The sequence below is a fragment of the Ruegeria sp. CDSA193 genome, assembly GCF_059611885.1.
In genome coordinates this window covers 284390-303941 of sequence record NZ_JBXWPN010000005.1, presented here as the reverse complement: position 1 = coordinate 303941, position 19552 = coordinate 284390, and the positions used below count along the sequence as shown (strand labels likewise).

Here is a 19552-nt window from a genome sequence, read left to right as displayed (position 1 = left end):
TTATTCCTCCATCACGCCTTTGCGCCCCATCAACCCGCGTGGACGGGTCAAAAGCACGATGATGGCGACAAGGTAGATGATGATCTGGTTGATGCCGGGGATCGTGGTCGTGGCCCAGGTGGTCGACGCAAAGCTTTCGAGCACGCCCAGCAGGAACCCGGCCAGAACCGCGCCCGGCAATGAGCCCATCCCCCCCACAACCACAACCACAAAGCTGAGAACCAGAAAGTCCATGCCCATGTGATAATTTGGGGGGTTGAGCGGCCCGTACATCACCCCGGCAAGACCCGCGACCGCGGCCGCAATCCCGAACATGATGGTAAACCGCCTGTCGATATTTATCCCCAGCAGGCCCACCGTTTCACGATCTGCCATGCCAGCCCGCACGACCATGCCAAAGGTTGTGAATTGCAGGAACGAGAACACCGCTCCGATAATGCCAACGGCAAACCCGAAATAGACCAGCCGCCAGATCGGATAGATGATGGCGTTGGGATCGAATCCAACCATGATGCCAAGATCAACAGACCCACTCAGCATATCGGGGGGCGGGGTCTGGATCGGATTGGCACCGAAGAAATATTTGATGATCTCCTGCAGCACGATCGCCAGGCCAAAAGTCACAAGGATCTGATCCGCATGAGGGCGCTTGTAAAAATGTTTGATCAGCCCGCGCTCCATCACGTAGCCGACAAACAACATGATCGGGATCGCGAACAGGACAGCCAGAGGAACGGACCAATCTATGATTGACGCGCCAATCTCGGGGCCGAACCAGGCCTCAATATACGGGGTTTCAACCTTCAGCGGGTTGCCCAGAAAATCTTTCTGACTTTCATCAAGGGTCACGTAGCTCAAGTTAAAGAGTTTTTGCAAAGACACGGCGCAGAACGCACCAATCATGAACAGCGCCCCATGGGCAAAGTTCACAACTCCAAGCGTTCCGAAAATCAGCGTCAGGCCAAGCGCGATCAGCGCATAAGCCGACCCCTTGTCCAACCCGTTCAGAATTTGCAGAAGAATGGCGTCCATAGTCCCCACCTTTGGCCTGTCCAGTGGACTCCCCCATAGGTGGGAGAGCCCGTTTTCTAGGTCAGAGAATTTTCGTCGAAAATTCTCGCGCTTGTGTTACGCGCCCGGATTGCATTTACCCAATTCGCCACCGGCAAACATCGGGTGCTCGGGATCGTATTCGACCTGCGCGCGTGGGGTGATCTCGACGATCTCCAGCGTGTCATAGGCGTTGGTCGGGTTCTCGTTGCCCCGCACCACCAGCACATCCTTAAAGCACTGATGATCCGCGCCTCGATACCAGGTCGGTCCGTTGCCCAGACCGTCGAACTCGAAATCTTCCAGCGCTTCGGCGACACCACAGGGGTTGAAGGTACCCGCCCGTTCGCACGCATCTGCATAGAGCAGAACCTGTGCATAGCAGGTCTGAGCCGAATTGGACGGCGGCTTGCCGTATTTCTCACCAAAGGATTTCACAAAGGCCTTGGTGCCTTCGTCTTGCAACTGCCAGTTCCAGTTCATCGAACCCAGCACGCCCTTGATGTTCTCGCCAGCACCAGCAGCCATCAATTCGGAATACAGCGGCACGACAATCTTAAAGTCTTTGCCGTTGGCCACCTTGTCGAGCAGGCCGAACTGAATCGCATTGGTCAGCGAGTTCACCATGTTACCGCCATAGTGGTTTAGAACCAGCACATCCGCGCCCGAGTTCAGAACCGGCGCGATATAGGACGAGAAGTCCGTCGACGCGAGCGGTGTTTTGACCGTGTTGACTGTTTCCCATCCCAGGGCTTCGGTCGAGGCCACAATCGACTCTTCCTGAGTCCAGCCCCAGTTGTAGTCAGCGGTCAGATGATAGGCCCGGCGTTCACTGCCCATTTCGGCAGCAAGAACCGGCGCCAGAGCAGCGCCCGACATGTAAGCATTGAAGAAATGGCGGAAACCGTTCGCCTTCTTGTCCTTACCGGTCGTGTCGTTGGCATGGGTCAGGCCAGCCATGAAGATCACGCCCGCTTCCTGACACAGACCCTGAACTGCGACAGCCACGCCCGAGGACGAGCCGCCGTTGATCATGATCGCACCGTCTTTTTCGATCATCGACTTGGCCGATGCGCGTGCGGCGTCCGATTTGGTCTGGGTGTCGCCGGTTACGAACCCGACCTTTTTACCAAGAATCCCGTTCCCTTTCAGGGCCTTGGACGTAAAGGTGTTCAGGCAACCGCCATCGCCCTCACCGTTCAGATGCTCGACTGCAAGCTGCTGTGCCAGCAGTTCATCATTACCCTCTTCTGCATAAGGCCCGGTCTGCGGAACATTGAAACCCAATGTGACAGACGACCCAGAAGGTTCGTTAGTATATGCAGCAGCCGACGATGCAGTAAAAATCGTAGGTAGGGCCAGACCGGTACCGGCAACAGCACCAGACTTCAGCACGCCGCGGCGTGTGACAGATTTATTAGTCATTCATTCCTCCCAGTTCCCTGTTTTACGTCTGTTGGCTCCTCTTCCAGCAAACGATTGCGCAGGTTTACGCACCGCGAGTATGGCGGGGGTTCTGAAAATTTCTCAATAACCTATTCAAAAAGCAGCTATGTTATGTAAACAAATGAACACCTAGGTGCGGATTTTTGTAAATTTTCAAACATCTTATGCTTCTTAAGAATTGAAATTAAAAGGTATTATTTGAAAACATGCCGGTGATCGCCATGCAGGCAGTGCCGCTCTGCTCGGCAAGCAAGAAGTTGTTGCTAAATCTAAAGGAGAGCCCGGGCCGTATGATACAGCTCAGATGGTCACCGGGACGAGCTGACTTCCCTTGGAGATCAAGCCGTTTGAACCTGGGTTCTCAAACCCGAAGCATCGTGCAAATCAAGAATTGTGACAAATTGAAAAACGGTTAATCCCTCCACGGCTGCATCGGTGAATACAGGCAACCGCCCGACCAACCGACGACCAAACAAGCGCAATAACCTTACAAAAAAGGCATAAACCACTACGCTTCACCCCGCATTCCGCGAATAGGTCAAAGAAATAGTCCGCGGATTTTGTGCAGTTTGTTTACTGAAACGCGACGAATTGATCGTACATAATTAGGTTAATGATTTTTTAGATGAGTTTTAGACGATTATATAGAACTATAGGAATGTAAAGAATCGGTAGGAGGTTGCGCACTCTTATATTGCAAATGCGCGTTTATGTTTGTTCGAGTACAGGTTGTTATCTATGGTCCGGGGGAATGCTCAGAGCGCTGCGTGGTTGCCAAACGCGCTTCATGCCAGAGCCATCATTAATTTCATTCATTGGAGCCAGGCAGGCGTCGTTCTTGATGCCGCGCTTGAAGGTATCGTCAAAGCATTTGGCGCCGATTGTGCTGTCATCAGCCGTGTGTGGCTGAACAAGGGGGCCCATCGTGTTGCCGCACGGGCTGACACAAGGGATCCAAAATTCCAAAGACCATTGTTTCATTCTTTCGCCAACGACGCCCTCGGCCCGTTTCGGAACAAACCAAAACGCGCCTCGGTGTTTAGTCTGCGAGATGACGGGGCAGACCCCAGTGATATCTCCGCAGTTTTGTTGGATTGGATGTCGCACCGCAAGCTGGATGACATTCTGTTCGTATGCCTGGACCATAACGGCGGCGAAATCGACTTTCTGGAACTTCATTTCGGGCAGAGTTCCGAACCCGGTTGCCGCGAAGCCATTGAACAGGTGGCTCCGCAACTATCCGAGACCTATCAGGCCCGCCGAGCCGGACTGATCACTGAATCACTGTCTCGGCAATCAGTCACCGCACTCAGGAAATCATACAGTGAAGCACCTATTCTCAGCACCGAGAACCCGACGGGCCTGACCCGTGCCGAATGGCGTGTTTGCGTTCTTGTTTCACGCGGGCTGTCGCCCCAATCCATTGGTGCCGAACTTGAGATCGGACCAGCGACAGTTCGCACGCATCTCAAGCATATCTATTCAAAAACGGCGCTGGACACCTTCCACATGCTGGCCCGGCGCTTGGTATCGGTAGAAGAGCGCGAGGCCCTTTTTGGGAAACCTGGCCAGGCACGTGCTTGATGCCTGAACTGGACTGGCAGTCCTGGCTGACATTGTGGGTATTCACACCGCTGTTCGTAATGATCGCCTGGACGGATTTCACCCAAATGCGCATCCCTAACCTGTACTGCCTGCTGGGCGGTGCAGTCGTGCTTGTGACCGCGCCGTTTCCGGATTGGAACCAACTGCTGCTGCGCCTTCTTGTGGCCGCAGCGTGTTTTGCGATTTGTTTCGGTCTGTTTGCTGCGGGTTGGCTTGGCGGCGGCGACGCCAAAATATTGCCAATCGTATTTGCCGCAATTCCGGTCCCAGTCGTATCGACCTATCTGCTAATACTGGCAGGCTGCATGGCAGCGGGGCTGATCGGAATGTCGCTGTTTCGGCGCCTCGCCCGACAAACTTCCCCGCATATCAAGTCGACCGCCCAGTCGCGCGAATTTCCTCTTGGAATCGCTATCGGATCATCCGGGGTGATCCTTGCAATCTGGTCGGCTACAGCGCTTTGGTTCTGACCATGTCAGCGTCTTAGGGGCCAAACGCATCCATATAACGGATCACGATCGGGGCCAGGATCAGCCCAGCGATTGCAGGCAGCATAAAACTGGCCATAACCGCCGACATTTGGACAGGCAACTTGTTGGCCTTTTCCTGTGCCCGCACCTCGCGCAGTTCACGCATTTCTTCGGCATAGGTGTTCAAAGCCGCAGCCAGGGGAACGCCAAACCGGGTCGATTGCAGCACAACGCTTACGAATGAGCTCATTTCCTCGATACCTGTTCGACGCGCCATACGCATCAGCGCGGTATCTCGGTCACGCCCTGCCTGAATCTCGGAAAGCGCAATCAGCATCTCTTCGGACATTTCCGGCGCGACAAGCTGCATTTCGACCGCCACTTTCAGTAAGGCCTGATCAAAACCGAGGCCAGCCTCGATACCGATCTGAAGCAGATCCAGCATGTTCGGAAACGCATTTTCCATCAGACGCTTGCGCTCTTTGATCCGGGCGCCCATCCATAACTGCGGTATGAGATACCCGATCCCGCACAATACGCCGACATTCCGGATAATCTCGAACGCGTTCAGGCTGGACGTATATTCCGCGATCCGCGCACCCAAGTTGTTTGCCGGTTGCCAGGACATCAGGAAGAGGAAGGCCAGCGGCAGGAACGTCGCCAGCCCCAAACGGATAAGATAGAAATTCACGATTGCGTTTTTGCTGCGAAATCCGGAACGCGCCAACACTTGCCCAACTTCGAAACGTACACTGGCATCGCTGGGTATCAGGGCCGCACTCAACCCTGTCGGCGCATCGCCCTCGACTTTTTCAGGAACTGCCCGTGACAAAGCCTGACGTGGTCGGCTTGACACCATGCGCTCTGCGGCTGTGGACCGTTCGCTAAGCGAGGACGAGATACCAAGAAACGCTACGACCGCACCTATCAGCACACAACCCAGAACCAGGATCTGCGTTGATAATTCGCTATCAAAAATCGAACTCAAATACTCCATCGAATACGCCTCTTCAAATCCGGAAATTCACAAGCTTGAACATCACAATCGCGTTCAGGACGATGGTCACGGCGATAACGCTCATGACTGGCACAAAGGCCGGAGAGTCCGCGACATCGCCATAATATGTCGGCGTCATGATGGTCATGAACACGGCAATGCCAACGGGAATGGATGACAGGATATATGCTGTCATGCGGCCTTCGGCCGAGATGGCCTTGACCTTGCGACGCAATGACATGCGCGCTCGGATCACACGAGCCAGCGTGCGCAGGATGCCGGCCAGGTCGCCACCTGTGCCGTGCTGCATCATCAGTGCAACAGCTAGATATTGGATATCTTCTTCATCGATGCGGTCAGCCATGCTTTTGATCGCAGTTGTCAGTTCTTCGCCATAAGAGACCTGATCAACGACCAGCCCAAACTCTGTTCCAATTGGGTCAGGCATTTCTTCAGCGACACTTTGTAAGGTTGTGTTCAGTGGGTGCCCCACCTTCAATCCACGGGACATCAGGTCCAGCGCATCGGGCAACTGCTTGATCAACGCCGCCTTGCGCTTGCGCAACGTCACCCCCAACGCAACCAGTGGCGCAATCAGGAAAACAAGGGCGCAGGTGGGGACCACTTTCAACGGATCAGCCACCATAGACCCACCAATGGCCGAGATCAGAAAGGCTGCGCCACAACCGGCCAGAAACATTTCGGGAACCATGTTCAGGCCCGAAACCTTCAACGCCAGAGGCAAATCCCCCACCAGCGGGAAACTCCGCAACAGTGGCTTGGCTTCCTGCGGTTTCAACAGGCTGAGGACATCCTCACCCGACTTCCCCTCGGACAGCATCTGAATTCGGCGGTTGATCGCCTCTTCGCGGTTTTCGCCACGCCGCATAAACTGACGCAGCCCTTCAAAAGCAATCAGCGCACCCAGGAAAACCGCAAGCGCCAGAACAAACCTGACATCGAACCCGGCAACTTCCATTTCCGGGCCGATCAGGTTGTTGATGTTCAGATTGGCCAGATATGACCTGATTTTCTCGAACATCCCGGACCTCCTTAGTTGAACTTGACGGTGGACAGGTCGACACCGGCAGCCGCCAGTGCATCACTGGATTTTGGCCGAATTCCCGTGGGCATGAACCGGCCCAGAACCTTGCCGTTTTCATCCTTGCCTTCGCGCTTGAAGACAAAGATGTCCTGCATGGTGATGATGTCGCCTTCCATTCCAGTCACTTCCGAGATCGAAGTAACCCGGCGCGTCCCGTCTGAAAGTCGATTCAACTGAAGCACAAAGTGGATGGCCGAAGCGATGGTGGCCCGGATCGCCGAATGCGGCAGCTCCATCCCACCCATCTGTACCATCTGTTCGACCCGAGACAGCGCATCGCGTGGACTGTTGGCATGAACGGTCGTCATCGAACCGTCATGGCCGGTATTCATCGCCTGCAGCATGTCGAAGGCCTCTGATCCGCGCACCTCGCCGACCACAATACGGTCAGGGCGCATCCGCAGCGCGTTGCGGACAAGATCACGCTGGGCCACAGCGCCGGTCCCGTCCAAACCAGCTGGGCGGGTCTCCATGCGGAGAACATGTTCCTGCTGCAGTTGCAGTTCAGCAGCGTCTTCGATGGTCACGACCCGTTCGTTGCCGCCGATATAGGAAGACAAGGCATTCAGCATCGTCGTTTTACCTGATCCGGTTCCTCCGGAAATCAGGACATTCATCTTTGCCTCGACCAGACCGCGCAACAACGCCGCGGCACTGTCATTCAATGCATCGTTCTTAACCAACCGCTCCATCGTCAGCGGTACGCGCGCGAATTTACGGATCGACAAGGCCGGCCCGTCCAGCGCGCAGGGCCGAATGATCGCGTTTACACGGCTGCCATCCTCAAGCCGCGCATCCACCCAGGGCTGGCGTTCATCGATACGGCGGCCAACACGGCTGACAATCTTGTCGATGATCCGAAGCAAATGACGTTCATCCCGAAAACGCGCCGAGGTTTTTTCCAGAATACCTGAACGTTCGACGAAAATCTGCTTGTGACCGTTCACCAGAATATCGTTGATCGAAGGGTCGGCCAGCAAAGGCTCCAGTGGCCCAAGCCCAAGCACCTCGTGCATCAGTTCTTCGACCAAAAGCTTGATTTCCTCAGACCGCATGGCCCGGCCCTCGGACCGCAACAGATCAGTTGCGTGTTTGCCGATTTCGCCCCGCAATGTGTCTTCTTCGACCTTGTCGATCACAGCCAGATTCAGCTTATCAAGCAGCGAGTTGTGCATCCGAGCCTTGAGGTCAATACGGTCCATCTCGCGCTCGCGCTCCATGGCACGGCGTTCGGCGTTCTTGACCTCGATATCAGCAACATTTCCGTTCGGCTGTTTCGTGTCCAAAGGCACAACTTTTGGGGATTGGGATGTTGTGCGACCCGTTCTGTCAAATTCACGAAACATTCTGCTTTACCTTTTACTTAACTGATCTTCACATCTTCGGACTTCGATTTACTGTTTGCCCACGCGTGGCGGCAGAGAAACTGTGGTTTCCTGCGCGATGCGGCGGATGGCCCGTGTCAGAGGCGCCCGATTTGAGACCTCTTGCAGAGGTACGCCCCGGTCCACGCATTCACGAACGGTTCGCTCATCTTTGGGAACCCAGTGGGCGAAATCCTGTTCCAACAACTTTGCCGCTGCGCGGTGGTGCGCGGCCGGGATCAGGGGTTTCTTTTCCAGACTCGCAACCAGCTGAATTTCCAAGGCCGGGTTTTCGGCGTGATAGAAATCCATCAATTTCCGCGCTGACCGGATCGAAGGCACCGCGACATCCGTTACCAAAAGCAGCCGGTCGGCTTGGGACAAAACCGGCGTAATCCACTCGACCAGAGCTCTCGGCAGATCAATAATCACATAATCATGGCTGCGCTTGAGGCTGTCCAAAATGGCCGAGATCTGTTCTTCATTAATGGCACTGAGAGGACCAAAGCGCGACGGTGCAGCCAGAACATCAACCCCACAGGGGGACTTGGTCATGGCCTGTTCCAGAAAGGCGCCATCGGGAATGCTCTCATCCATCGCCATCCGCCACATGGCGTCACTTTCCTCAACATCCATCAGGGCGGCAATAGATCCGAACTGAAAATCCAAATCGACAACCGCGACTTCGTTGGCGGCTTTCTTCTTGAAGAACCCTTCCTTGGCCTGTAGCTCGTTGGCCAGATTGGCAGCGACGATAGACGATCCAACCCCACCACGGGATTTGGCCACGGCGATCACTTTGCCCAGGGTTGCCTGACCGCCCCACACGGCCGGCAACTGCGCCTGACGGCGGGCCCGGATTGCGTCCACCTGCGGCACAATTTCCTCGTCGATCCACTTTCTCGGAAGAACGTCGTCGACACCAAGCTTTTTCAGCTGGCGCGCCTTTTCCAAGGGCAGATCCTCGTGGGCCAACGCAATGATGATCGCATTTGGCATACGGGCATCACAGATTTTCCGTGCGGTTTGCAGTAGGTCCCCGGAATTCTCATCCACATCGAACAGAACAACATCATGCTCTGCAGTCAGCGAGATCGCAGAGCCGTTTACCCCCGCAACGGTGTCCTGACGACCGGTGAACCGGCAGTTCGCCTGCCCCCGCAACGAGCCTTCGATGGCCGAGTAAATCTGCTCGTCCGGTGAAATCAACAATACTGAAATCTGCTTGGCACTCATTATGTTTCTCCTTACTCACTCGCCCCGGCCGCCAGATCTTCGGCGGGAACCGATGTGCTCATCGCGGGAAGAGAAATACTGTTGGGGGTATTTGACGCAGGTGTTGTGCCGTTCGACGCAAGAGCGGCCAGACCGGCGATTGGCATCATGAAGTTAAAGTTTACGTTAACAAGTTCGGCGGTAACGACCGGCGTATATGGCCCCCCTAAAAATCCAAGGCGCGCGTCATGCGAATATCCGATCTGTACGTTGGCGGCAGTCGTTCCCGGTGGCAGCAACATGCGGATATCATTCCAGACACGTGCGCCGTAATCCGTCGCGGTATTCAACGGGCAAGGCGCAGGCAGGGCAGGCACGGCACAGACATTGCCACTGCGGCAGAGCACCCCAAATTTCGTACTTGTAGGAGCGCCGCTTGCCAGCGTGTGCTCGGTCGGCAACGCACCGCAAAGCGGAGGCCCAAGAGTTGCCAGCCTAGATGCTTTTTGCATCGCCTTCTGCGCCATGGTAGTCGACCAGAACAACCGGCCATAATCCACAATGCCGAACATCAGCAACAGGAACAGTGGAATGACCATCCCCAATTCGACTAGGGCAGCGCCACGCTCCTGACTCCGGAAGGTCCGCAGGATATGCGACAACCGGGTCATACGCCGAACACCCGGCTCTGATCCGAAATCACCGTGTCAAGCGTGCTAACAGCCCCGCCGAACAAGCCCAGAACATTGCCCAGGATAAAATCAATCTGGATTTTCGCGGTCACTTCGACCACTGAGGTCGGGTCAATACGATAGCTGCCAGACCGCGATATGCAGGTCGGGGTTACATCCACCAGCGTTGTTCCGACCGGCAAATGCGCCCCACCGCCCAGTCGGTTGGCGACAATATCTGTGGCCATTGCATCATAGCTTGCGACGCCGCCCGCGCTGCATAGATCCAGCGGTGCGATGCGAGCGATCATGCGCGACGCATCCCGTACGCCGGCAGATGTCGCCTGATGTATCCAGGTGATCCGGCTGCCCTCGATGATCACAACAAAGAACAGCAAGATAACCGGCAGAACCATGGCGAACTCGACCATCGGCGCGCCAGACTCGCAGCGCTGAAAGCGTGAGAGGAAGCGACCCAGCGGCTTCATCGGTACAGCCTCACGACATCGCGGAAAATGCCATCAACGGCACTGCCACCAACTCCGCCGCCAACCTGTTTGACCACCTCGACGAAGATGTCGAAATCCGAACCTGTGGATTCTTCAAGTGGCTGAAACAGAAAGACTTTTACGAATTCCTTCACCGGCACATCGGTGGCCCGCCCGGAAACCGGGTTCGCGGTGCAGTCAATCGCTGCGGCGATGAACGTACGCCGCTCGGGATCGGTGCTGGGTTGGCCTGAACATTGGGCGCGGCCGGTCTCGTCACGTCCGGTGACGATATCGCCCGACCCGGCCCGGCTGACCTCGTCCAGATATACCTGATACCGGGTGTTTCCTGTCGGTGCGCCCTGCGCATGCGGTGTCAGCGTACCGTCCGGTCCAACTCCATAATTCATAAGATTGTAAGCCGCTTGCCCTGACGTCCAGTTGCCATTGCCAAAACGGCTGCCATTGCAAAGACCACTCACCGGGTCAAAGCAATCATCCGGCGGCATTGGAATAGTATTGGTCGACAGGTCCGGGTTGTTTTTCACACAGCCCCCGCCAGAATGGTCCCAACCTGAAATCACATTTGGACCCGGCGCATAGTCTGGATCGTTTTTCAGTTGGTTCATGGTCGCCTGGAACATATCGAACCGCGAATTGTAGATAGCGCTGCCAATCCCGTTCCGCTGACCGGGTTCGGTGTCGACACCGCGCTGAGACACGCATTTGGTCAGGTTCCCATTCGCAGCAATGAGGCAGATATACAGCTTTGAGCCAGTCAGACCGGCGCATGGCCCGTTTGGATTGATCCCGATATCCGTTGGATCCAGAAATCCGAAATTCCCCGGCCCCCAGGCCGAGTTGTTGCCGCCAGTACGCAATTTGATGGAAGCGCCGATATTGGCGCTGGAGGTCCAGCCCGACGGGATGCAGAACATCAACGGCGTTACGTCACAGGCATATGCTGAATACCCAGCGATCGAGACTGAATTCACCTCTCCGGACGGGCTGGCGACACCCAGCAAGCTGGCCAGCGATCGGCCAAAGGGCAGGAAAACAGTCCGTGGTGTCGCGGTCACCTCGACCAAGACGGCACGCGCCGGGTCTGTCGTCACAAAGGGCGTAACCGAGTCGTTATCGTCTGGGTCTGCCACCGGAGTAGGCAATCCGGTCAGAAAGCGAAGCGAAAAATCCGCAGAAGTTCCAAGGCTTTGGCTGCCATCCGCGAAAAACTGTTCGTCGTCGATCATGCCGGATGCCGCAGCTGTTGCACGGGTGATAGCGTCAGCATTGCCATCCAGCTCTCCTGCGGCGGCAAGCGCCACGTGGTCGGTATAGGCTTGCATGTCAGTTTGGGTAGAGGCGATACGCCCCAGATCAAAAGTCAGTGCAGCCATTCCGATCATGACGACCATGAACATGCCGACAAAAACCAGAATTGTGCCGTCTTCTTTGTCCCTGATTTTGCGTAGCGAAGTCATATCAACCTCCCTCGAAAGACCAACCTGACCTCAGTTCACCGGCTCAGTTGTTGCACTGGTGTTCCCAAAGACCTGAATTTCCTGAACGTCGGTTGCCCCACGGCGAACTTTCACAATCGGCCTGGGCGTGCCCTCTTCTAGCGGTGATTTTTCAAGGAGGATGTCGCTGAGGCGAACCGCTTCCAGCGGCTTATCCTCTTCTGTTTGCAGAGACCGCAGAGACAGGCTGAGCTGCCCGGCCTTCTGCGCCAGAGCCAACTTCTGACCTTCATCCGGGGTGACCTCGATCGTAACCGTGCGGGCAATGCCCGGTTGGTCAAGCTCTTCATCCGCGGTTTGGTCCACGCCGATGACCCGGATATTCTGCAGGATCGTCACTGCACGCAGTGTATCATTGGTGCCGCGGGTCAGAACAATGTCGACAAAGTCGCCAGGCGTTACAAATCCGCCTACCCCTGTCTGCGCGTCGACATTGATCGCCATCGCGCGGTTATTCTCGCCAATCGTCTGAACGATTGTCACTTTTTCACCAAAATCGGAAACTTTCGAGGTCAAAAGAATTTCACCCTGCGCCAAAGCGCGCTTGGCCCGGCGAGGTTCTATGCCGGCGGCAGGCAAGACATCATCAAAGCTTGTAAAAACACCTGCAGGCACAGATGCAGTAGGCCAATCAATGGTCGTCAGCTTGTGCCCTTCGATCGGCGTTCCGAATGCGATATCTTCGGCCACGGCCACAACACGAACTATGGTTGGTTCACCCGCTGACTGATTCCTTCGGATCTGATCCTGCGCCAGAATGACTGCGCCACCCGCCAAACCTATTCCCAGGAAAGTCATCAAAAATGATTTAATACGCATGGTATCCTCCAATTCCCGGGAAAACTCAGGATAATTACTTAATTGGGCCTGAATGGCCAAACAGACCGCTTATGCAAATCAAAGGTGGTCTGGTAGGAAACTGACGCCCCACGCTTGCGAATGGGAAGTCAGGTTTTTTTCACTTGGGAAATTGGCGCGCAGCTTAAGGCGTTGTCCGCTGGGCTGCCGAGTTTGCATCACTAAAGTTGCTGCTGGTCGTGCCAGCCAAATTGGTCAGAATTGTCCCGCCGACGACAATCGCAACAAACAGCGCGATGCCATATTCAACCAGGGTGGCGCCACTCTCGTCTTTGCGTAGCTTCAGAAATACTTTGCGAATTCCATTCAACATTACTTGAACTCCAGACTGTTTTACCAAAGTGCGAAATCCCGCACTGACACGAGGAACACACCCCCGTTAACTAAATCGTTACTGATGAGGCGGTGCCGAAACCTCCCCACAAACGAAAAGAAATTCCCGCTTAGGGCGAATTTTCGATCATTTTGGGCGGAAATGTGTCAAATCGCGGACCGATTTACGGTGCGCGGCGGCAGATTTACCTGATCTCCCGTCAGAAAGAATCGATTGGTGAGAAGCTGCTCGGGGTCAATAAACCGGGCCCCGCGTCAAACGAGCAATCATTTGCAACCGATTGCAGCCACCAGACTAACTGGCTTAGTATCACGACATGAAAATGTCTGTCATCCCACCTTTCTTCTGCAGGTACGAAACATGAGCGTCACCCTAAAAGACGTCGCAGCTCTGGCCGGGGTGTCGCGCTCTGCCGTGTCGCGCACCTTTACCGAGGGTGCCTCGGTTTCGGCAAAAACCCGAAGCAAGGTGGAAAAGGCCGCGGCGGAACTGGGTTACAGCCCAAACGCCCTGGCCTCGTCCCTGACCACAGGGCGGACAAAACTGATTGGGTTGATCTCGAACAACTTTCACAACCCGATTTTCCTTGAAGTCTTCGATCAATTCACGCGCGCCTTGCAGGAACGCGGTTTGCGCCCGTTGATCGTGAACCTGACCGATGAGACCGAGCCTGCCAATTCCGTTCGGATGCTGCGCCAGTATTCTGTTGACGCTGCCATCGTGGCCTCTTCGACCCTGCCGCCAAGTTTCGCCAAGGCGTTTCACGATGCCGGTGTTCCGGTTGTGCATACGTTCGGGCGCTCGGCGACCTCACCAGAGGTACATGTCGTCGGGATCGACAATGTCGAATGTGGTCGCATGGCAGCCCGCGAGCTGCAGGCGCGGGGCTATCGGCGTGTTGGATATCTGGGCGGGCCAAAGGATGCGACCTCGGCCATGGATCGCTATCAGGGCTTTATGGAAGAGGCCGAAAAGCACCCTGGTCTTGAGGTCACATACTCTTTCGCCGGGGCCTATTCATTTGAGGCGGGGCGCGCGGAAATGCTGGACCTGCTAAAGGGTCAACCAGCCGAAAGCTATTTCTGCGGCGATGACATTCTGTCCGTCGGTGCGCTGTCCGCCCTGTCGGATCACGGGCTTAAACCGGGCAAGGATATCGGGATCATCGGCCTGAATGACATGGAGATGTCGCGTTGGGAAAGCGTAAATCTGACAACCATCCACCAACCGATCAAGCAAATCATCACCTCGTCTGTGGATCTGGTGGAAGAAATGCTGAAAGACCCCGAGCGTTATCCCGAGGCCCGCATTTTCCCCTGCCGCGTAGTCGAAAGGGGCACGCTGCGCCCCCGCGCCTAGTCAGCGGAACATAGGGGGGCGCGCATCCTTCCAGGCTCCGTCTTCATTGCCCGACGCAACGGCAGCATGGACCGCTGCGATAGACCGCACCCCATCCGCTGCGCCTGGCAACCCGTCGCGGGTTTCGCCACGAATGGCATCGGCCAGATCGCAATAGATGTTGGCCACAGCCAAGGGAAACCCTTCAGGATGTGCGATGGCCACCCGCGACAGGCGCTGGGCGTCCTCGTACAAGCCACCTTCGCCCTTTTCAATGATCTGTGTGCGGCCGCCGACCGGTGTATAGAGCAACTGGTTGGGCTGTTCCGAGGTCCAGCGCAGACCGCCGGTTTCACCGAAGACCTGAATGTCGAACCCATGTTGGCGCCCGATCGCAACGGACGAAGTCCACAAGCGCCCGACGGTGCCACGCTCTGTCCGGAAGTTGACCATGGCATCATCCTCCAGCACGCGGCTTGAGATGGTCGAGGCCATGTCGGCGGACAGCGACGTGACCTCATCATCGCAAATGAAGCTGGCCATATGCAGCGCGTGTATACCGCAATCCGCGAACTGCCCCGAGACACCGGCCATCGCCGGATCATACCGCCAGCGCACGCGTGGATTGTCGGCGTCAGTGGCATCCCCGTGGTGGCCGTGGCTGAAATTCGTCACGACCAGACGCACCTTGCCGATATCCCCGACCCTCACCATTGCACGTGCCTGGCGCACCATCGGATAAGCCGAATAGCAATAATTCACGGCGCATAGCTTGCCCGATGCTTCGGCGATGCGCACGATCTCTTCGCCTTCGTCCACGGTCATCGTCATCGGCTTTTCGCACAGAACGTTAAAACCCGCCTCGAGATAGGCCTTGGCAATTTCAAAATGGGTCGAGTTCGGTGTCGCGATGGTAACCAGATCGATGCGGTCGCTACGGTCTTTTTCACCGGCTAGCATCTCTTGCCAGTTGCCATAGGCGCGATCAGTTGCAACGCCCAAACGCTGTGCATATTCACGTCCCACGTCGGGGCGGTGGTCCAACGCTCCGGCAGCGAACTCAAACAGCCCATCGGCCTGTGCGCCAAGGCGGTGCGCAGGGCCAATCTGGCTGCCCTCACCGCCACCGATCATGCCCCATTTCAGCTTAGTCATGGTCTTAGTCTCTCTTTGGAAATTGGGTGGTGAGCTTTCAGAAATCGCTGATATCTGTCCATTGCCGCCCGTCTGACGATGCCAATGCAGCCGCCAGAACGCGGTTCACTTCGTGCCCATCGCGGAAGGTGGGCCAGATATTCTGCCCGGAATGGATGGCCTGTAGGAAATCCTTGGCCTCGATAATGATCTGATCCTGATAACCTGTGCCGTGCCCCGGACCCTGGCAAAAAGGTTCGTAATCCGGGTGCGCAGGGCCTGTCAGGATCTTGGTAAAACCGCGTGCAGCTTCGGGACCTTCGCGGCGGTACAGCCACAAGGCATTCTGGTCCTCCTGATCGAACCGGATCGCACCTTTGGTACCCGAGACTTCATAGGCGTAGCCCATCTTGCGACCCGTTGCGACACGGCTGAAATAGAGGTTGCCCATGACCCCGCTTTCAAAACGGCACATCATCTGCGCGTGATCATCATTGGTAACTTCGCCGCCAGGGCGATGCCGGTGCACCGTCTCCACATCGGCCATAACCTGAGTGATCGGCCCGATCAGCGCCAACGCACCATTCACCATATGCGGAGCAAGATCGCCGATGGTTCCATTGGCCATTCCCGTTGTGCGCCAGGTTGCCGGGGCCTCGGGGTCGGCATAGAAATCCTCGGTATGTTCGCCACGGAACCATGTGACCTGACCGATTTCCCCTTCAGCAATAAGCTGACGCGCATATTGGCTAGCGGGCGTACGGATATAGTTGAACCCGACCATGTTGATTGCACCTGTGGCCTCGGCTGCCGCCACCATCGCGCGGCTGTCGTCCAAGGACGCCCCCAAGGGTTTTTCGCACAGCACCGGTTTACCAAGGGCAAACGCCGCCTCAGCGATTTGACGGTGTGTCGATTGAGGTGAGGCGATCACAATGGCCTCGACCTTTGGATCCTCGACCAGCATGCGCCAGTCATCGGTGGCGCGCTGGAACCCGTAGGCGGCGCGATAGACTTCCGCGCTTGCAGATGTCGAGGCACAGATCACCTCAAGCCGCGGGCGCAGCGCGGTGTCGAACACCGCACCTACCGCTGACATCGCGACGGAGTGGGCCTTGCCCATATAGCCGCCGCCAACAATTCCAATTCCAATTTCAGGCATCTGCCGCGGCCTCGCACATATCATTTGCAACCGGTTGCAAAATCAGTATCGTGTGAATCGATTCAACGCAAGGATCAACACACCTTGCCGACCCTTTTCGCCGGAGGAAATGACGTGACCGCTTTGATGGACGGTATCAAAGGAAACCGCTTTGGCGTCTTGGGTCGTGCGGGCATGGACCTGTTTGCCGATCCCATCGGCGAGAAAAGTGAGGATGCCGACGCGTTCCGGGCCGATCTGGGCGGTTCATCGGCAAATATATGTGTGGGTCTGGTCAAGCTGGGCAGTCAAGCGTCGCTGATCACCTCGGTATCTGACGACGCGGTCGCGCGGTTCTGCCTGAACCGGCTGGCGCATTACGGCGTCGATACGTCCAATATACGGGTTGTAAGGGGCGAATACCGCATGTCGCTGGCAATCTACGAAAGCCGGACAGAAGATTTCCAGAATGTCATCTACCGCAATGGCGCAGTCGATTTCCAAGTCACCGAAGAGGATATGGACCAGGTCGATTTCAGCTCCTTCTCGGCTGTGATCTCGGCCGGAACCGTCTTTGCGGCCGAGCCTTCGCGCAGCGCCACATTCCGGGCCATCGATACGACCCGCAAGGCCGGTGTGCCCGTAATATTTGACATAGACTATCGCCCTTACAGTTGGCCCTCACCCGAAGTCGCGTCCGAGGTCCTGTCCCGCGCCGGTGACGCCAGTGATCTGATCGTAGGCAATGACGAAGAATTCGGTTTCATGGCGGGCGGGATAAACAAAGGGTTTGCCAAGGCGCAGGAACTGGCGGCCAAACCAGGCCGCGTGGTGATCTATAAAATGGGTGAAAAAGGCGCCATCACGCTGATGGACGGGCAGGAATTTCAGACAGGCATCTATCCGGTGACTGCCGTCAAGCCGAATGGCGCAGGTGACAGTTTCATGGCCGGGTTACTGGCCTCGGTTGCAGCGGGGTACTCGCTGAAGGACGCGGTGATGCGCGGATCGGCCTGCGCCTCGATCGTCGTGTCTCAACCCGGCTGTGCGCCCGCTATGCCGACTACCGAACAGCTAGACACGTTTCTGGCCACCCATCCCGGCCCCACGGCATAGGAGATCCCAATGCATATCGCCCCCTATGAGAACCAGAACAAACCCATCGTGGATGCCGATGACCCAATGGTGCCCCTGAACTATTTCAACATCGTCAAACTGAAACAGGGCGAGGCGTTCGAATATCAAGTGCCGGGGTATGAGACCTGCATCGTCCCGGCCACAGGTACGGTCGATGTGGATGTCGAAGGCGTGCAATTTGCCAAGCTGGGCAACCGAGGAGAGGATGTCTGGGATGGAGAGCCAGAGGGCGTTTATGCACCCGTTGGCGCCAAGGTGCAGATCGTCTGCGCCTCGGACCACACCGAAGTCTTCATCGCGGGCGCCAGATACGACAAGGTGCTGGACCCGTTCGATGTCCGCCAGCACGATCTGGTGCAATACGGCAGCGACGACACCAAAACCCACCGCAAGATCAAGCACATCCTGGGCCAGAAACAGCATGACAAGGTGGGCCGTCTGCTGGTGAGTGAGTTGTTCACCGTGGGTCAGGGCGGCTGGTCGGGATTTCCCAGCCACAAACACGATACCAACCGCCTGCCGGATGAGACCCGCCATGACGAGACCTATAATTTTCGTTTCAAACCCAACTGGGGCTCTGGCCTACAGATGCTGCAGCGCGAGGATAACGAACCGGGCGACGCCTATCATATCATGGACGGATCGACCGTCTGTATCGACAAGGGTTATCACCCCTGCTGCGTCCTGCCGGGGTATGAGATGTATTATTTCACGATCCTCGGCGGCCTGACCCAACGCTCGCTAGTCCAGTATTTCCAACCCACCCATGCCTATCAGATCGAAACCATACCGGGCATCAAAGACATGATTGCAAAATTCAAATGACCCTCGCCACACTGAAAGACGTTCTGCAACCGGCTTATGAACAAGGCTATGCCGTGGGCGGCCTGGTCACGTTAGGATGGGAGGATATGCGCGCCTATGTGGCCGCAGCCGAAGCCGAAAACGCGCCTCTGATTCTGCAGGCCGGACCCAGCTGCCGCGAGCACACCCCCCTGCCCGTTCTGGGCAAGATGTTCCGCTATCTGGCCGAGAATGCCTCGGTCCCGGTCGTCGCCCATCTGGATCACGGATATACGTTCGAGGATTGCAAGATCGCGTTGGACAGCGGCTTTACCTCGCTGATGTTCGACGGGTCGCGCAAACCCTTGCAGCAGAATATCAACGAGACTGCGGCCATTGCCGAGATAGCCCATGCGGCCGGGATTTCATGCGAGGGAGAGATCGGCTTTGTGGGGTATTCCGGTGGCGAAGGCTCAAATGGTACCGACCCCGAGGAAGCCGCGAAGTTTGCACGCGAAAGCGGCGTCGACGCGATGGCGATTTCGGTTGGCAATGTTCACTTGCAGCAAAACAAAGAAGGTGGCCTGGATGAGGCGCGTATCGCCGAAATCGATGCCGTGACCGAAGTGCCTTTGGTCATTCATGGCGGGTCCGGTGTGCCGGTAGAGCAGCGTATGAAGCTGGCGCGCGAGACCTCGATCTGCAAGTTCAACATAGGAACCGAGCTGCGTATGGCATTCGGAAATGCCATGCGTGAAGCCGTCAACCGCGACCCCGACAGGTTCGACCGCGTCACCATCCTGAAGGAAACCCACAACCCGGTCGAGGCAGCCGCCCGCACTGTGATCCGAGCATTCGGCGCCCCGCCCCAGCGTTAGGGCGTCATGTTACCAATC

At 56.4% G+C, this 19552-nt stretch carries 19 protein-coding genes; 6 read left to right on the top strand and 13 right to left on the bottom strand.

Translation table 11 applies throughout. The features are described 5' to 3' along the window. Complete coding sequence (locus AC2FLG_RS11830) at positions 1 to 1032, bottom strand: branched-chain amino acid ABC transporter permease (protein ID WP_142635752.1); 1032 nt, start codon at positions 1030 to 1032, stop codon at positions 1 to 3. Positions 1033 to 1128: 96 nt separating this feature from the next. Then, the gene (locus tag AC2FLG_RS11825; RefSeq protein WP_142635750.1) at positions 1129 to 2475 is read right to left on the bottom strand and encodes a substrate-binding protein; all 1347 of its coding nucleotides are present in this window, start codon (positions 2473 to 2475) and stop codon (positions 1129 to 1131) included. A gap of 759 nt (positions 2476 to 3234) precedes the next feature. On the opposite strand from AC2FLG_RS11825, the gene AC2FLG_RS11820 reads away from it, so the two are divergent. Together AC2FLG_RS11820 and AC2FLG_RS11815 are read left to right on the top strand one after the other, a co-directional pair. Beyond that, positions 3235 to 4080, top strand: coding sequence for a helix-turn-helix transcriptional regulator (locus AC2FLG_RS11820; protein WP_496696253.1), 846 nt, complete (start codon positions 3235 to 3237; stop codon positions 4078 to 4080). Next, positions 4080 to 4571, top strand: coding sequence for an A24 family peptidase (locus AC2FLG_RS11815; protein ID WP_142635747.1), 492 nt, complete (start codon positions 4080 to 4082; stop codon positions 4569 to 4571). Before AC2FLG_RS11820 ends, AC2FLG_RS11815 begins: the two co-directional genes overlap by 1 nt. A 13-nt stretch (positions 4572 to 4584) precedes the next feature. On the opposite strand, the gene AC2FLG_RS11810 is transcribed toward AC2FLG_RS11815, so the two are convergent. The 9 genes from AC2FLG_RS11810 to AC2FLG_RS11770 all read right to left on the bottom strand — a co-directional run bounded on the left by AC2FLG_RS11810 (position 4585) and on the right by AC2FLG_RS11770 (position 13102). After that, the gene (locus tag AC2FLG_RS11810) at positions 4585 to 5568 is read right to left on the bottom strand and encodes a type II secretion system F family protein (RefSeq protein ID WP_496706321.1); all 984 of its coding nucleotides are present in this window, start codon (positions 5566 to 5568) and stop codon (positions 4585 to 4587) included. A 13-nt stretch (positions 5569 to 5581) separates the two neighbouring features. After that, on the bottom strand, positions 5582 to 6610 hold the full coding sequence (locus AC2FLG_RS11805) for a type II secretion system F family protein (protein ID WP_142635743.1): 1029 nt from the start codon (positions 6608 to 6610) through the stop codon (positions 5582 to 5584). Between the two features lie 11 nt (positions 6611 to 6621). Continuing rightward, positions 6622 to 8019, bottom strand: coding sequence for a TadA family conjugal transfer-associated ATPase (locus AC2FLG_RS11800; protein ID WP_496691717.1), 1398 nt, complete (start codon positions 8017 to 8019; stop codon positions 6622 to 6624). Between the two features lie 48 nt (positions 8020 to 8067). Next, the gene (locus tag AC2FLG_RS11795) at positions 8068 to 9273 is read right to left on the bottom strand and encodes a CpaE/TadZ family protein (RefSeq protein ID WP_496691718.1); all 1206 of its coding nucleotides are present in this window, start codon (positions 9271 to 9273) and stop codon (positions 8068 to 8070) included. An 11-nt stretch (positions 9274 to 9284) separates the two neighbouring features. After that, on the bottom strand, positions 9285 to 9923 hold the full coding sequence (locus tag AC2FLG_RS11790) for a TadE/TadG family type IV pilus assembly protein (protein ID WP_496706319.1): 639 nt from the start codon (positions 9921 to 9923) through the stop codon (positions 9285 to 9287). Beyond that, positions 9920 to 10411 (bottom strand): TadE/TadG family type IV pilus assembly protein, encoded by a 492-nt coding sequence (locus AC2FLG_RS11785; protein WP_271948250.1) that lies wholly within the window; start codon positions 10409 to 10411, stop codon positions 9920 to 9922. The genes AC2FLG_RS11790 and AC2FLG_RS11785 overlap by 4 nt, the downstream gene beginning before the upstream one ends. Next, complete coding sequence (locus AC2FLG_RS11780; RefSeq protein WP_496706317.1) at positions 10408 to 11892, bottom strand: pilus assembly protein TadG-related protein; 1485 nt, start codon at positions 11890 to 11892, stop codon at positions 10408 to 10410. The genes AC2FLG_RS11785 and AC2FLG_RS11780 overlap by 4 nt, the downstream gene beginning before the upstream one ends. Before the next feature lie 30 nt (positions 11893 to 11922). Next, entirely contained in the window at positions 11923 to 12750 is an 828-nt protein-coding gene (cpaB, locus tag AC2FLG_RS11775; protein WP_142635731.1) for a Flp pilus assembly protein CpaB, read from the bottom strand. A gap of 163 nt (positions 12751 to 12913) precedes the next feature. After that, on the bottom strand, positions 12914 to 13102 hold the full coding sequence (locus tag AC2FLG_RS11770; RefSeq protein ID WP_281972471.1) for a Flp family type IVb pilin: 189 nt from the start codon (positions 13100 to 13102) through the stop codon (positions 12914 to 12916). 381 nt (positions 13103 to 13483) lie between these two features. Between AC2FLG_RS11770 and AC2FLG_RS11765 the strand changes: the two genes are divergently transcribed. Then, positions 13484 to 14482 carry a LacI family DNA-binding transcriptional regulator gene (locus tag AC2FLG_RS11765; protein WP_281972472.1) on the top strand — a complete coding sequence of 333 codons (999 nt, stop codon included), beginning with the start codon at positions 13484 to 13486 and terminating at the stop codon, positions 14480 to 14482. Here the strand turns inward: AC2FLG_RS11765 and AC2FLG_RS11760 are convergent, their stop codons facing one another. Together AC2FLG_RS11760 and AC2FLG_RS11755 are read right to left on the bottom strand one after the other, a co-directional pair. Further along, positions 14483 to 15616: a Gfo/Idh/MocA family protein gene (locus AC2FLG_RS11760; protein WP_271948257.1), complete on the bottom strand. Its 1134-nt coding sequence runs from the start codon at positions 15614 to 15616 to the stop codon at positions 14483 to 14485. 37 nt (positions 15617 to 15653) lie between these two features. Beyond that, positions 15654 to 16757, bottom strand: coding sequence for a Gfo/Idh/MocA family protein (locus AC2FLG_RS11755; protein ID WP_496706315.1), 1104 nt, complete (start codon positions 16755 to 16757; stop codon positions 15654 to 15656). 126 nt (positions 16758 to 16883) lie between these two features. Here AC2FLG_RS11755 and iolC point away from each other — a divergent pair, with 126 nt between their 5' ends. The 3 genes from iolC to AC2FLG_RS11740 are packed head-to-tail and all read left to right on the top strand — an operon-like array spanning position 16884 to position 19534. Then, a complete protein-coding gene (gene iolC / locus AC2FLG_RS11750; RefSeq protein ID WP_496706408.1) occupies positions 16884 to 17852 on the top strand; it encodes a 5-dehydro-2-deoxygluconokinase in 969 nt (322 codons plus the stop codon). A 9-nt stretch (positions 17853 to 17861) separates the two neighbouring features. Further along, positions 17862 to 18698: a 5-deoxy-glucuronate isomerase gene (locus AC2FLG_RS11745; RefSeq protein WP_496701653.1), complete on the top strand. Its 837-nt coding sequence runs from the start codon at positions 17862 to 17864 to the stop codon at positions 18696 to 18698. Further along, positions 18695 to 19534 (top strand): class II fructose-bisphosphate aldolase, encoded by an 840-nt coding sequence (locus AC2FLG_RS11740; RefSeq protein ID WP_496706313.1) that lies wholly within the window; start codon positions 18695 to 18697, stop codon positions 19532 to 19534. Before AC2FLG_RS11745 ends, AC2FLG_RS11740 begins: the two co-directional genes overlap by 4 nt. The last annotated feature ends 18 nt before the right edge of the window (positions 19535 to 19552 follow it).

Coding starts and splice junctions, on each gene's coding strand:
- AC2FLG_RS11830 (WP_142635752.1), bottom strand. CDS start 1,032: ATGGACGCCATTCTTCTGCAAATTCTGAACGGGTTGGACAAGGGGTCG.
- AC2FLG_RS11825 (WP_142635750.1), bottom strand. CDS start 2,475: ATGACTAATAAATCTGTCACACGCCGCGGCGTGCTGAAGTCTGGTGCT.
- AC2FLG_RS11820 (WP_496696253.1), top strand. CDS start 3,235: ATGGTCCGGGGGAATGCTCAGAGCGCTGCGTGGTTGCCAAACGCGCTT.
- AC2FLG_RS11815 (WP_142635747.1), top strand. CDS start 4,080: ATGCCTGAACTGGACTGGCAGTCCTGGCTGACATTGTGGGTATTCACA.
- AC2FLG_RS11810 (WP_496706321.1), bottom strand. CDS start 5,568: ATGGAGTATTTGAGTTCGATTTTTGATAGCGAATTATCAACGCAGATC.
- AC2FLG_RS11805 (WP_142635743.1), bottom strand. CDS start 6,610: ATGTTCGAGAAAATCAGGTCATATCTGGCCAATCTGAACATCAACAAC.
- AC2FLG_RS11800 (WP_496691717.1), bottom strand. CDS start 8,019: ATGTTTCGTGAATTTGACAGAACGGGTCGCACAACATCCCAATCCCCA.
- AC2FLG_RS11795 (WP_496691718.1), bottom strand. CDS start 9,273: ATGAGTGCCAAGCAGATTTCAGTATTGTTGATTTCACCGGACGAGCAG.
- AC2FLG_RS11790 (WP_496706319.1), bottom strand. CDS start 9,923: ATGACCCGGTTGTCGCATATCCTGCGGACCTTCCGGAGTCAGGAGCGT.
- AC2FLG_RS11785 (WP_271948250.1), bottom strand. CDS start 10,411: ATGAAGCCGCTGGGTCGCTTCCTCTCACGCTTTCAGCGCTGCGAGTCT.
- AC2FLG_RS11780 (WP_496706317.1), bottom strand. CDS start 11,892: ATGACTTCGCTACGCAAAATCAGGGACAAAGAAGACGGCACAATTCTG.
- cpaB (WP_142635731.1), bottom strand. CDS start 12,750: ATGCGTATTAAATCATTTTTGATGACTTTCCTGGGAATAGGTTTGGCG.
- AC2FLG_RS11770 (WP_281972471.1), bottom strand. CDS start 13,102: ATGTTGAATGGAATTCGCAAAGTATTTCTGAAGCTACGCAAAGACGAG.
- AC2FLG_RS11765 (WP_281972472.1), top strand. CDS start 13,484: ATGAGCGTCACCCTAAAAGACGTCGCAGCTCTGGCCGGGGTGTCGCGC.
- AC2FLG_RS11760 (WP_271948257.1), bottom strand. CDS start 15,616: ATGACTAAGCTGAAATGGGGCATGATCGGTGGCGGTGAGGGCAGCCAG.
- AC2FLG_RS11755 (WP_496706315.1), bottom strand. CDS start 16,757: ATGCCTGAAATTGGAATTGGAATTGTTGGCGGCGGCTATATGGGCAAG.
- iolC (WP_496706408.1), top strand. CDS start 16,884: ATGGACGGTATCAAAGGAAACCGCTTTGGCGTCTTGGGTCGTGCGGGC.
- AC2FLG_RS11745 (WP_496701653.1), top strand. CDS start 17,862: ATGCATATCGCCCCCTATGAGAACCAGAACAAACCCATCGTGGATGCC.
- AC2FLG_RS11740 (WP_496706313.1), top strand. CDS start 18,695: ATGACCCTCGCCACACTGAAAGACGTTCTGCAACCGGCTTATGAACAA.